11 protein-coding genes are annotated in these 12,708 nt (G+C 44.8%); 4 read left to right on the top strand and 7 right to left on the bottom strand.

Annotated elements, in window-relative coordinates; all coding sequences use genetic code 11:
* Positions 1 to 480: 480 nt before the first annotated feature.
* From R7Q47_RS06905 to R7Q47_RS06885, 5 genes are all read right to left on the bottom strand, one after another.
* A complete protein-coding gene (locus R7Q47_RS06905; protein ID WP_005373458.1) occupies positions 481 to 1,524 on the bottom strand; it encodes a GMP reductase in 1,044 nt (347 codons plus the stop codon).
* Positions 1,525 to 1,960: 436 nt separating this feature from the next.
* Positions 1,961 to 3,502 carry an NAD(P)H-hydrate dehydratase gene (locus tag R7Q47_RS06900; RefSeq protein ID WP_318088774.1) on the bottom strand — a complete coding sequence of 514 codons (1,542 nt, stop codon included), beginning with the start codon at positions 3,500 to 3,502 and terminating at the stop codon, positions 1,961 to 1,963.
* 86 nt (positions 3,503 to 3,588) lie between these two features.
* The gene (locus R7Q47_RS06895; protein WP_005373463.1) at positions 3,589 to 4,026 is read right to left on the bottom strand and encodes a PAS domain-containing protein; all 438 of its coding nucleotides are present in this window, start codon (positions 4,024 to 4,026) and stop codon (positions 3,589 to 3,591) included.
* Positions 4,026 to 5,030, bottom strand: a complete 1,005-nt coding sequence (locus R7Q47_RS06890) for a response regulator (RefSeq protein ID WP_005373466.1) — start codon at positions 5,028 to 5,030, stop codon at positions 4,026 to 4,028. The genes R7Q47_RS06895 and R7Q47_RS06890 overlap by 1 nt, the downstream gene beginning before the upstream one ends.
* Positions 5,031 to 5,397: 367 nt before the next feature.
* Entirely contained in the window at positions 5,398 to 6,306 is a 909-nt protein-coding gene (locus R7Q47_RS06885; RefSeq protein ID WP_005387688.1) for an aldo/keto reductase family oxidoreductase, read from the bottom strand.
* Between the two features lie 95 nt (positions 6,307 to 6,401).
* On the opposite strand from R7Q47_RS06885, the gene R7Q47_RS06880 reads away from it, so the two are divergent.
* Complete coding sequence (locus R7Q47_RS06880; protein ID WP_005373470.1) at positions 6,402 to 6,815, top strand: helix-turn-helix domain-containing protein; 414 nt, start codon at positions 6,402 to 6,404, stop codon at positions 6,813 to 6,815.
* On the opposite strand, the gene R7Q47_RS06875 is transcribed toward R7Q47_RS06880, so the two are convergent.
* Positions 6,796 to 7,410: a hypothetical protein gene (locus R7Q47_RS06875; RefSeq protein ID WP_080659228.1), complete on the bottom strand. Its 615-nt coding sequence runs from the start codon at positions 7,408 to 7,410 to the stop codon at positions 6,796 to 6,798. The two genes, R7Q47_RS06880 and R7Q47_RS06875, sit on opposite strands and share 20 nt — an antisense overlap.
* Before the next feature lie 456 nt (positions 7,411 to 7,866).
* Here R7Q47_RS06875 and clcA point away from each other — a divergent pair, with 456 nt between their 5' ends.
* A complete protein-coding gene (gene clcA, locus R7Q47_RS06870; protein ID WP_005373473.1) occupies positions 7,867 to 9,270 on the top strand; it encodes a H(+)/Cl(-) exchange transporter ClcA in 1,404 nt (467 codons plus the stop codon).
* Positions 9,271 to 9,531: 261 nt separating this feature from the next.
* A complete protein-coding gene (locus tag R7Q47_RS06865; protein WP_318088773.1) occupies positions 9,532 to 10,479 on the top strand; it encodes a TDT family transporter in 948 nt (315 codons plus the stop codon).
* Positions 10,480 to 10,524: 45 nt separating this feature from the next.
* On the opposite strand, the gene folE is transcribed toward R7Q47_RS06865, so the two are convergent.
* Positions 10,525 to 11,178: a GTP cyclohydrolase I FolE gene (gene folE / locus R7Q47_RS06860; protein ID WP_005373478.1), complete on the bottom strand. Its 654-nt coding sequence runs from the start codon at positions 11,176 to 11,178 to the stop codon at positions 10,525 to 10,527.
* 287 nt (positions 11,179 to 11,465) lie between these two features.
* On the opposite strand from folE, the gene moeA reads away from it, so the two are divergent.
* Positions 11,466 to 12,701: a molybdopterin molybdotransferase MoeA gene (gene moeA / locus R7Q47_RS06855; RefSeq protein ID WP_256902769.1), complete on the top strand. Its 1,236-nt coding sequence runs from the start codon at positions 11,466 to 11,468 to the stop codon at positions 12,699 to 12,701.
* Positions 12,702 to 12,708: the final 7 nt, after the last annotated feature.

The following is a 12,708-nucleotide window of genomic DNA, read 5'->3' as shown; positions in this document are numbered from 1 at the left end:
TCAACCCATGAGCTGAGCAGCTAAGTTCACTCATATACTTAGGCTAATAGCCAGCCTCGCTACAGAACAACCAATTGGAAACACAACAACCAAGCTTTAATCACCCGCTGTTAACGGACATTTTTAATTAAGAGACGGTTCAGCTATGGAAGCAAATCAAGCAAGGGAACCAACCTGGAAGACCTCGCCTATTTAATGACTTAGCGATTACGATGGCTCCTATGGTTAAGCATGTATTTTCATTGCCGCTTAGTTAAGTTTGAGAAATTACAATGCTCAAGTTGGAAAAACCTACGCCATGATAGAAGTGTTAAACAAACTCACTTAGCTAGGTATTTCATCCTAAAGCAGATATAAAATAGCCCCTTCAAAAATGTCATAAACATAAAAAGCAATAGACTTATGAAGAGGCAATATCAAATTATGGTTGCACCAAATATCAATATATGGTTGCTTTTACACTTTTTACATTCAGTCGATTTACTCTTTACCGAACACGTTGTTCTCTTGTTCTTGAACACGGATGAATGTAGTACGCTTGGTTAGCTCTTTAAGCTTTGCTGCACCTACGTATGTACATGTTGAGCGAACGCCTCCAAGGATGTCTTGAATAGTGCCGTGAACGCTACCACGGTATGGCAATAATACGGTTTTACCTTCAGCCGCACGGTAGCCAGCGACACCACCTGAGTGCTTATCCATCGCGCTCTTCGACGACATGCCATAGAATTTCATGAACTTCTCGCCGTCTTTCTCGATCACTTCGCCGCCTGACTCTTCGTGACCCGCTAGCATCCCACCTAGCATTACGAAGTCCGCGCCACCACCGAATGCTTTCGCTACGTCACCCGCACAAGAACAGCCACCGTCACCGACGATCATGCCACCAAGGCCGTGCGCTGCATCACCACACTCGATGATTGCAGAAAGCTGCGGGTAACCAACACCCGTTTTTACACGAGTTGTACATACAGAGCCTGGGCCGATACCCACTTTAACGATGTCTGCACCAGCTAGGATTAGCTCTTCACACATATCACCAGTAACCACGTTGCCTGCAGAAATGACCTTGTCTGGGAACTCAGCTCGCACGCGTTCAACATACTCGACCAAATGCTCTGAGTAACCATTTGCAATGTCGATACAAATGAAAATAAATTCATCTGAAAGCGCCATGATGTCTTTGGTTTTTTGGAAGTCTGCGTCAGATGTTCCCGTAGACACCATAACGTTATTCATGGTTACTTTATCTGCTGATTTAGCAAACTCAGCCCAATCTTCTACCGTGTAATGTTTGTGAACAGCGGTCATTACACCATGCTCAGCCAGCGCTTTAGCCATTGCAAAGCTACCAACCGAATCCATGTTTGCTGCGATTACTGGCACACCAGACCATTGACGACCACTATGCTTGAATGTAAAATCGCGGGTTAAATTTACTTGAGAACGGCTCTTAAGGGTAGAACGTTTCGGGCGAAACAGTACATCTTTAAAACCTAACTTAAGTTCTTGTTCGATACGCATTGTGTAATTCCTTGATTCATATGTATATGTGTCATCTCAGAGTGCGTAGTGATTTCGTTGGCAGACGAGTTCACTGTTCTTCGGACACAAAAAAACCGGAGCGTTGGCAGACGCTCCGGTTTTCAGCATTATAGGCTGTGATTTATTTCCTACAAGTCTGATATTTGAATTTTTTTTGTGATACCATCTTGATAATCGCATATCAAAAACGCTCCCCAAGTCATCAAAACCTCTTATTATTTATATCTATCAACAACTTGAGAAAGCACTTAAGTTAACCCATTGCGCAAACCTTTGCGTCATATCTTAAAAATTAAAACGCATCACCTCTCAAATCTGCCTAAAACTCAATCACCTAATACTAAGATGCCCTGCTAATTCGTAAAAAAGTACTCAAAAAAATCGACGAATTTTCTCAGCAATGCATGAAATCTAATTAATTTCGATAGAGTTCTTGGGTGATAGCGGTACGAAGAGTGCTAACGACATCACTTGCCAAAAGACCAATTTGACCATTCTGACTCACGTTTATATCAGCAGCATGACTGTGAAGTACCACACCTAAACGTGCGGCAACAGAAATTGGTAAACCTTTGGCTAGTAATGCACCAATGACTCCAGATAACACATCTCCCATTCCCCCCGTCGCCATTCCGGCGTTACCCGCTAGACAGACGTACATTCTCGTTCCATCGTAAATAAGCGTCCCCGCGCCTTTTAAAACCACTACACCGCCATAACGCTCTTGCAGTTGTCTTACAGCAGAGTATCGGTCACTTTCTATTTGTTGAATGGTTACATTTAGTAGTCGAGCTGCCTCTCCAGGATGCGGCGTGATCACTCGATGGTTGTCGTACACCAGAGTGCCATCGCATCGCTGGCTCAGCATCGCTAGAATATTGAGGCCATCAGCATCAACAACTTTAGGTTTCTGCTCTTGAGCCAGATATTGATAGGCTTGATAAGCCCACTCATCATCTCCAAAGCCAGGACCAAACACGAATACGTCAGCCCAGCGAATGCGTTTAGTTAAGTCGTTCTCAGTATCCCTGAGTAAGTCAGCGGTGATGCTCTGGCTCATTACTTCTGGGCAACCAACCTGCAGTGGAATAAGGCTACTCGTGTGAGTAATTGCGGCAGTTAAACCCGCTCCGGCTCTAATCGCAGCGGAGGAACATAAACGAATCGCTCCAGACATCCCTTGATTGCCACCAACACAAAGCAACTTCCCGTTGTCACCTTTATGGACCGTTGGATTTGGCTTGGGCATTAATCTTGAAACAACCTGATGATCAATACCTAATGCACTTTCTACTTCGATAGTATCAAACTTAGTATTGACGCCTAAACCACAAAAGTAGAGCTCGCCAACTCGATCTCTCGCTTGTCCAGTGCATAAGCCTTGTTTAACCCCAATGAAGGTTACAGTATGCTCGGCACGAATAGCATCACCTAAAACTGCACCTGTATTAGCACACAGACCAGAAGGAACGTCGACTGCAATCACAGGGGTATGAATTTGATTAATTTGGTCAATATAACGACGATACTCCGAACGAACCTCACCGCTTAAACCAGTGCCTAACATGGCATCGATGATCACATCTGCTTCTAGCAATGCGGTATTCCATTCATCCCAATCATTGTTAACACCGTCGATTGACTGCCAGTCTTGGTATGCGCGCAAAGCATCACCTTTTAGCACAGATACATCACCAATTTGGAAAACATGTACATTGAGTTGAGCTTGTTTCGCAAGAGATGCAAATACGTAACCATCGCCACCATTATTCCCTTTACCGCAAATCACTAAGATATTTTTTGATTTAGGATACAGATGTAAAAAGCGCTCATACACGGCCATACCAGCGCGTTGCATTAAGCTATACATAGAAACACCAGCCATTTGCGCAGCCAGCGTTTCACCGTTTTTTACTTGCTCTGCGGTGTAGAGTTTTAGGGCGAGATTAAAGTCCATATTCACGTTCTACGCATTGGGAAACACAATTATAAGTATACAAAAAAGCCAAGGCGGACCTTGGCTTTTGAGAAAGTTTTTTATCGCTATTGATTCTGAGACATCAGAGCTTCAGCCGTCGCGTCTTGTATAGACAAAAACAACGAGTTGATTTTTCCAGTCGGTGTGCGCATTGGGTTCAACGTAACATTCTGGTACATAAACTCCGCTTGCTGCGTAACTGGTCGAACATTGCGACAGCAGAATAAGTAAGGTCGTTGTCGCCATGTGATGAAGCTGCGACAGCCTAGGTCATACACTGGTTTTGTTTTTAATTTAAACCACTCCTGTGGGATTTCAGGGAAGATATCAAATATAGAACGACCTATCGCATCATGAGACTGCAAACCACTGTGATGAGTCATAAACCCATTCCAGACCTGTACATTGTAATCTCGATCAATGACCACTAAGCCCATGTCAACGTTTTGTACCATATCCACCATCCAATGGAATTGTTCAAACTCTGCTGGCATATTCAACATTAGAACTCCTCCATTAGATAAGACAGTTTGTTATCAAGCAGCGGCAAGGATTCGTCCACAAACATAAACAACAAGTCACAACGAATCGACGTTCCTTCAATGTTGTAGCTCACTTCGAATGTCATCGTGCGGCTGAATGCTCCAGTTGTAGATTCAATGATCGAGTCAATTGAGATATGCTGACCAAGGAGTACTGGTGGACTTTGGAAGAATCGGACTTCAGACTGCTCGCCTAAACCATTTAAGAACGACCCCACCAAAATATTAGAAATATCCATTAGCAGCTCAAGCTCTTCTAGCTCTTCGCTGTCTGCTGGTACTTTCATCAACTTTTTGAGATCAGATACGCTTGAGTCACTCAAGATCACTAGCGCTTCGCCAGCAATACCTTCGCCACAAAATCCCTGACAAACACCCGATACGTTGTCATGCGACGCCAAGTCGCGTAGGGCCATGTGAAGTTCGCTCACTTCAAAGATATTGACGTTCGGCAGAGGTAGTTGCACAAACACATCAAAGTGACGCGCCAATGCATCGGCTGCTCGACCAATTGAAACGTTAGCCACTTCCATGTAAATATCGCGACGACGTAAAATCGGTAACTCAATAGAGACAGGCGTGATAATTTGAGGACGAGGTTCTGGCTCGACCAACTCTTTAAGCGCCTTCTTGAGTTCATCTTTGGCGATCGGTTTTTGAATAAACGCTTTTGCACCCAGTGCGAACACGCGCTCTTTCGCTTTAGGTTGGATATCCCCCGACACAACAACCACCGGAGTTTTATCCCCCAACCGTTGCATGTGCTCTAGTGTTTCAAAGCCATCCATTTCTGGCATGGTCAAATCAAGAAACATCAATTTAAACTCGTTTTTTTCGAGTTCTTCTAGCGCGTTTTTTCCGTGGATAGCAAACGTAATATCGGCATTCAATGTGGCTGGTAGTGATCTCGCCATCTGTTTGCGTGCTAACGCTGAATCATCACAGATGAGTACGGGAAAAGACATTCAATCACCTTTTTATATTCCACAATCTGCGCCGGAGTCTAACAGATTGTTACAGCATGTAATACGAGAAAACTGACGAGTTTTTTATTTCTTTATTATTCAATAAGCATACGCAATATGAATGAATGAGTGAACAAAATGACTAAAAAGCAAGCATCACATTCGCTGTTTAGTGACATAAAACAAACATGGGTAAAACTCCTCCACCCAAAGTAAGCAAAAAGTTGCAGCTAACATCCAAAGCCCATTTTTGCTCGAATTTCATTCTTTCCATTTCCATAATGGGTAAACAGTAACGCGCTAAAACTAAAAAGGCACCCTGCTAGAGGATGCCTTTAATAACAATTTCATCGATAAGATATCAATTCTATGGCACACCATGACCTTTAGAAGCCACCCATACGCGATACCATTGCTCTCGAGTAAGTTCGATGTTCAATGCATTAACTGCAGTTTGCACACGCTCGATTTTACCAGAGCCAATGATTGGAATAGGGTTAGATGGCAAACGACGTACCCAGGCATAAATTACTTGGTCAATACTCGCTGCGCCCACTTCTTCACGAATTGCTTCTAATTCGTTACGGACACGAACAGCTTGCTCACTGTCACCACTAAAAATTGAACCTCCACCGAGGCAAGACCAAGCCATTGGTCGCGTACGCAACATTTGCATTTGGTCAAGCGTTCCATCGTGAGCAACCTCAAAGTTAAGTGGGTTGATTTCCACTTGGTTAGTAACCAACGGCTTACCTAAGCGAGATTGCAGCAGTTCAAACTGGCGTGGAGTGAAGTTAGACACGCCAAAGTGCTTCACTTTGCCGACTTTGTGAAGCTCAGAAAATGCTTCTGCAACCTCGTCCGCATCCATTAACACGTCAGGACGATGAATTAAAAGCACGTCGATTTCATCCACATTCAAACGTTCTAGCGAGTTATTCACCGATTGGTAGATATGTGCTGAGCTCGTGTCGTAGTGATTGATCTTACGCTCTGGCGTTTTATCGCCACACAAATTGATGTCGCATTTCGTCACGATCTGAATTTGCTCACGAACACTCTTGTCTAAAGCTAACGCTTCACCAAACAACGCCTCACACTCGTAATTACCGTAGATGTCGGCGTGATCGACTGTCGTAATGCCTAACTCAATGTGTTGCTTAAGAAATGACAAACGCTCTTGAGCCGTCATGCCCCACTCAACTGCACGCCAATATCCTTGAACCAGCTCTGAGAACTCTGGGCCTTTTGGTGCAGTTACTACTTTTGCAACCATGGGTTTTCTCCTTCAATTGATCTGCATTCATCGTAGTCTTGTTTTCGTACCGGCTCAACGGGTAAACTTTCGCAATTCGAACTGGAGTACGAAATATGTCTTTTGCCCAACGCCTAGCCACCCTGATCGGAGAAGAAAGCATCAGCGGGTTCGCTCGACGCGTCGATGTGTCTGAAGCTTTAATACGCAAATACCTTAAAGGCAGTGAACCTAGCCTAACTAAAGCAAATCAAATTGCAATGCGCGCCAATTGCTCTCTTGAATGGTTAGCAACGGGATGTGGTTATTTATATCGCCGTGCTGAAGTCGTGGATATGGATGCGTACAAACTTGCCTTTCAACACGTTATGAATCAGCCGTTGTCAGACGATGCAGAAGAGATACACCGCAAGCTAATCGCAGGCTATCAATACCTGCGCGCTCACAAAAAATCGGATGGTTTTTTGGATGAGTCTGCAATGGCGACCTTCCTATCTCTCCATAAAGAATCTAAAAACGAGTCACTTTGACCTCGATAATTTCGCCATCACTGCGCAATTGCACATTTAAGGACGGTGATGGCGTCAGAAACTCGTCCGGTTTTACCCAAAGCAAACTTCGAATCGTTTCTTGTGGATAGCGGTTCATCAACAAAATAACTTCTTTATCGACAAGCTCGGAAGATTTCTTTTCCAGAGCTTCAACGACATCATAGTGTTCTTGTCCGATAGTAACTCTGCGTAAAACTAACCCATCCTTTCTTAAGTTGAGAAGTAAGTCATTCAGACGCTGCCACTCGTATTCAGTGAGAAACGAGAACTGAGCACTTTCTCTTCTCAAAACCACTTCACCATACAAGTGCTGCTGGTAGTACGAAAAATCATCCAAACAAAAAGCGCTGATAAACGTTGAGTTGTCTCGCAACTGCACTTCGCAACCATACCAGCTTCCACTTTTTTCTATACGTTCTTTTAGATTGGAATATGGCATTGCTGACAACGTGTCTTGCCACCAGCTCGGCGTTGAAAGTGCCGGAAACGTTACCGAACAACAACATAAAGAAAGTAAGAGTCGAAGATAAAAGCGCATGCACTGCTCTAGTTGGTTGACATCGAACCAAGACATTACTAACTGCAAGAAAATGTTCAAGAGAAAAATAGTGGCAGGTGGTGATGAAAGTTATAACGCAGAAATTAAGAAGGCGCACATGTGCGTGCGCCTCTACCTCGTTACTCAATCGTGAGTGTGCGAATCGGCGATGTCTATTGATGCATCCCGAACATAAAACGAGGACTTACCGTAGGGTTTGAATCCATCCAAATTGTGTGTAAAACCTCACATCCCTCCTTCTGAAGCAGTCATGTTGCTTTACATTTAAAGCATGGTTCATTTTTCTCAAAAAACAAGTTTTTTATCCTAAATTATGAGAGCAATAGCACAATCTGAGTGAATGAATAATATCGCGACACTTCGAACACTCAATAGTGAAAAGCTAAATTGCATCTTTATTGATTAGGTCTAGACTCTGCGAAGCGTATACTTTCTTTCGTCCCTTCCCCCCAGCAACAGGAGAGCTTTTTAATGACCAAACGCGAGAGAATTGTGAAATCTGTGTTAGCGCACGTACCGAAAGATGCGATTAACCAGTTTGTCTCTCGAGGGTCAACACCATTTTCTGTTCTCATTATGGCGGCCATTGTAGGTACGTTGGCTGGTTTTGTCGGTACGTATTTCGAGCTTGCCGTTCATTTCGTTTCTGAAACACGAACAGAATGGTTAAGAAGCGAAATTGGTAATGTTCTACCATTGTGGCTGGCAGCGGTTCTCATTAGCGCACTTTTAGCTTTTATTGGCTATTTTCTTGTGCACCGCTTTGCGCCAGAAGCGGCAGGTTCTGGTATTCCTGAAATCGAAGGGGCAATGGATAATATTCGTCCAGTGCGCTGGTGGCGCGTGCTACCAGTAAAATTCTTCGGCGGCATGGGCGCACTTGGCTCTGGTATGGTGCTTGGTCGTGAAGGCCCAACCGTTCAAATGGGTGGTGCTGTAGGTCGAATGGTGACCGATATATTCCGCGTAAAGGATGACGATACCCGCCACTCCCTGCTCGCTTCTGGTGCTGCGGGCGGTTTGGCTGCGGCCTTTAATGCCCCACTCGCAGGCATTATGTTCGTTGTGGAGGAAATGCGACCTCAGTTTCGCTACTCTTTGATCTCAATTCGCGCAGTGATCATTTCTGCCATTATGGCGAACATAGTGTTTCGCGCCATCAACGGGCAAGACGCCGTTATCACTATGCCGCAATACCAGTCGCCAGAGCTTCAAACCCTATGGCTGTTTTTATTGCTTGGCGCATTGTTTGGCGTGTTTGGCGTGATCTTCAATAAACTGATTACCGTGGCACAAGACAGTTTTGTCGCAATTCACAAAAACGATCGTAAGCGCTACTTGATTGTGGGTTCGCTACTGGGAGGCGTGTTTGGTTTGCTTCTTTTGTACGTACCCCAACTAACTGGTGGTGGTATCGGCCTTATTCCTGACATTACTAACGGTAACTACTCGGTATCTATTTTAGTTTTGCTTTTCTTTGGTCGCGTAATTACAACCCTGCTCTGTTTTGGTTCTGGTGCGCCGGGAGGCATCTTTGCACCTATGCTTGCTCTGGGAACCTTATTTGGCTATGCGTTCGGAGCAAGTGCTGATGTCTTGCTCCCTGCGCTTGATATCGAGCCTGGTGTATTTGCGATTGCGGGCATGGGTGCCCTGTTTGCTGCGACGGTACGTGCACCGATTACAGGTATTCTGTTAGTGATTGAAATGACGAATAACTACTACTTAATCCTGCCATTGATCATTACTTGTTTGGGCGCTGTGATTATTGCTCAATTGTTGGGTGGACAACCTATTTACAGCCAGTTGCTGCATCGCACAATCAAAAACGAAAAGTTACGCCAGCAGGATCTACCGGAGAATCAATCAACATAACATTCTCTTTGTTATCACTTCGCTCCAGACTATCGAAGGGTTTGGAGCGATAAACTCTGCATTTTTACATCTTTTCCCAAATATTCGATACCAAACTCACAAAATTATCATTCTCTGATATTTGCTCACCACCTTTCATGAGAAACCCCTCTCCATACTTGTTAGTATTTGCTACTTAAATAGAGCATTTCATCCAAATCGTCATGTTTCGTTTCATTCAGGCAAAAATCAAATGGAGTAGATTTGAACTGGAGAAGACTTGTGCAGTTTTATAGTGTCCCGCCGTCTCAAGCCGCGTTGGCACTAGGTATGATAGGTTTAGGGCAAGCTTGGGCACTCTATGTTCCCGAGATTGGTGAACCGATACGCCCATTTTTGGCGTCACTCGGCGCACTTTTACTCGCCCCTGTACTCATAAAATATGCCGCTAATCCACGATTATTCATGGTCGACATTCGTCACCCGCTAAGTGGTAGTTTAATGGCACCAATGAGTATGGCGTTACTGATCCTTGCAGATTATCTTGCCGCTGTAGCGCCTATCATCGCTTATCCACTTTGGTTTATGGCGCTTTTGCTGCATTTTACTATGATGGTGCTGTTTTTTAGCTTTCAGCTAATGAACTTCAAAATGTCCAATATCGTACCGAGTTGGTTTCTTTATCCGGTGGGGCTGATCAGTAGTTCACTAGCCGGTTCTCAACTAGGTCACAACTTATTCTCCGAAACGCTAGCGATGATGTGCATCGGTATTTATTTCTTCATGCTGCCACTCGTGTTGTATCGTTTGGTGTTTTTCGGCTCTCTACCAAAGCGAGCAAGACCGACCCTCGCGATTATGGCCGCGCCGGTAAACTTGTCATTAGCAGCATACTTGGTGAACTTTCCCTTACCTGATCCGATACTAACAGGCGCATTGGCAGGGATCGCCATCACTATGACTTTATTGATCTACTTATGTTACTTCCGCTTACTTCGCTTGAAGTTTCAACCTTCTATCGCGGCAGTAACCTTTCCTTCCGTGATCAGCGCTATCGCAATGCATCGCTTAACCTCTTTTTTTGCCGAATCGCACCCTCACTGGCACTGGCTACACGACTTTGGTTTTCTAGAGCTCAGTATCGCGACTGTATTGGTTGTTTGGGTATCGGCAGGTTACGTCAAAATGTACTGGCCAGAAATCATGAAGTCATTTTCTAAACAAGCATAAAAAAAGGATGGCGTTTGCCATCCTCTTAGAATAGTGCTTGGTTACCTAACGTAAACCGTGCAGAAACTCGGCACGCGTTGCTGGGTTGCTTTTGAAGATACCGCCCAATGCTGTTGTCGTGGTTTCGCTGGTTGCATCCATCACACCGCGAGATTTCACGCAGTAGTGTGTTGCGTCAATCGTCACTGCCACATCATCGGACTCAAGCAGCGTTTGAAGTGCAACAAGAATTTGCTGAGTCATACGCTCTTGAACTTGTGGACGCTGGGCAAAGAAGCGAACGATACGGTTGATCTTTGACAGGCCAATGATCTTGCCACGTGGAATGTAAGCCACAGCAGCCTTGCCATCGATGGTCACAAGGTGGTGTTCACAAGTACTGGTCACTGTGATGTCCTTCACGCGAACCATCTCGCTCACGTTCATCTTGTTCTCAATCACCGTGATTTTAGGAAAGTTGGAGTAATCCAGACCAGAGAAGATTTCGTCAACGTACATCTTAGCAATGCGGTGAGGGGTTTCTTCTAGGCTATCGTCAGTGAGGTCAAGTTGAAGTAGACCTAAGATCTCACGCATGTGGTGTTCGATCTTCTCTTTCTTCTCTTCACGACTTACGTTGTTTGGACGCATTGGCGTTTCCAAACCGCGTTGCTCTAGCGCTTCTTTTACTAACTTCGCTGACTCGCTAAGACCTGACATTCCACTTCCTCTTTTGTTTTACTTCAGCCTTCGTACAAACCCAATCAAAATTGCATTCATACTTTTCGCTTTGAGTTGCTCAGTTCGTGTCTTTACACCAAGTCACATCAGATGAAGGTACTGAGCTGATTTTCTTGAGCTCCGCAGGTTTTTTACCCCTTTTGGATGGCTGACAAGGATACTCGGATTTTTGAATAATTACACCCATATTTTATAGGTGGACATTCTTACTCAGTCCCCTTTTATGGTAAAGTTGCCACAAAACAAAAGAACACAGGATTTTCTCAATGGGCTGCTGCGACGCACCTGGCTTGATGCCAATTGAAGAAGCGATGGACAAAATGCTATCGCGAATCAAACCTATCCAAACAACGCTTTCTCTTCCACTTGCTGACGCACTGGGTTTTGTACTGGCAGAAGACATTTTGTCTCCTATTCACGTACCACCATTCGATAACTCAGCAATGGATGGCTACGCTATTCGCATTCAAGATCTTGAGTCATCTTCTGTATTGCCTCTGGCAGGTAAATCATTTGCAGGACAACCTTTTGAAGGTGAATGGCCTCAAGGTACCTGTGTTCGCATCATGACTGGCGCAAAAATCCCACAGAGTTGTGATGCCGTTATCATGCAAGAAAACACTGAAGTAACAGATGCTGGCGTTCAGTTCAACCAAACTGACGTGAAGCCGCAAAACAACATCCGCCCAACAGGTGACGACATCAAGCAAGGCGACATCGTACTGGCAAAAGGTGCACGTTTGACACCTCGCGATATTCCGATGATTGCGTCTCTTGGTATAAGCCATGTGACAGTAGTGCGTAAACCCAAAGTTGCTTTCTTCTCTACTGGTGATGAACTTAAAGCACTGGGCGAACCGCTAGACGAAGGTCAGATCTACGACAGCAACCGTTACGGCATTAAACCGCTTATCGAGAACTTCGGTTGTGAAGCCGTTGATCTTGGCATCATTCCAGATTGCCCAGAGACTCTGAAAGCAACTTTTGAGAAAGCACAAACATTGGCAGATGTGGTCGTGACCTCAGGCGGTGTCAGTGTGGGCGAAGCGGATTACACCAAAGACATTCTTGAAGAACTTGGGGAAATCGGTTTCTGGAAGCTAGCAATCAAGCCGGGTAAACCTTTCGCGTTTGGTAAGTTAAGTACAGCTTGGTTCTGTGGTCTGCCGGGGAACCCGGTTTCTGCAGTTCTGACTATGTATGTGCTTGTTCAACCAATGCTGGCAAAACTTGCAGGCCATACAGAATGGAAAGCACCCGAATCTATTCCAGCAGCAACTAAAACCGCCTTTAAGAAAGCGCCAGGTCGTACCGATTACCAACGTGGTATCTACACATTGGAAGATGGCAAGTTTGTGGTTGAAACAACGGGCAACCAAAGCTCTGGTGCGTTCCGCTCAATGAGCCTAGCGAACTGCTTTGTTGTATTGGAACGTGAACGCGGCCGAGTTGAAGTGGGCGAAACGGTTCAGATTCAACTATTCAACTCAACCCTTTACTAGGAAGTCG

It is taken from the genome of Vibrio sp. Vb0349, assembly GCF_033338975.1.
Note: the sequence above shows the minus strand (reverse complement) of the source record. Positions and strands in the feature narration are given on the sequence as shown.

Bases quoted from the DNA above. Each gene is read 5' to 3' on its own strand.
- R7Q47_RS06875 (WP_080659228.1), bottom strand. From the start codon at position 7,410: ATGTCTTGGTTCGATGTCAACCAACTAGAGCAGTGCATGCGCTTTTAT.
- R7Q47_RS06885 (WP_005387688.1), bottom strand. From the start codon at position 6,306: ATGGTTGCAAAAGTAGTAACTGCACCAAAAGGCCCAGAGTTCTCAGAG.
- R7Q47_RS06890 (WP_005373466.1), bottom strand. From the start codon at position 5,030: ATGTCTTTTCCCGTACTCATCTGTGATGATTCAGCGTTAGCACGCAAA.
- clcA (WP_005373473.1), top strand. From the start codon at position 7,867: ATGACCAAACGCGAGAGAATTGTGAAATCTGTGTTAGCGCACGTACCG.
- folE (WP_005373478.1), bottom strand. From the start codon at position 11,178: ATGTCAGGTCTTAGCGAGTCAGCGAAGTTAGTAAAAGAAGCGCTAGAG.
- R7Q47_RS06880 (WP_005373470.1), top strand. From the start codon at position 6,402: ATGTCTTTTGCCCAACGCCTAGCCACCCTGATCGGAGAAGAAAGCATC.
- R7Q47_RS06900 (WP_318088774.1), bottom strand. From the start codon at position 3,502: ATGGACTTTAATCTCGCCCTAAAACTCTACACCGCAGAGCAAGTAAAA.
- moeA (WP_256902769.1), top strand. From the start codon at position 11,466: ATGGGCTGCTGCGACGCACCTGGCTTGATGCCAATTGAAGAAGCGATG.
- R7Q47_RS06895 (WP_005373463.1), bottom strand. From the start codon at position 4,026: ATGTTGAATATGCCAGCAGAGTTTGAACAATTCCATTGGATGGTGGAT.
- R7Q47_RS06905 (WP_005373458.1), bottom strand. From the start codon at position 1,524: ATGCGTATCGAACAAGAACTTAAGTTAGGTTTTAAAGATGTACTGTTT.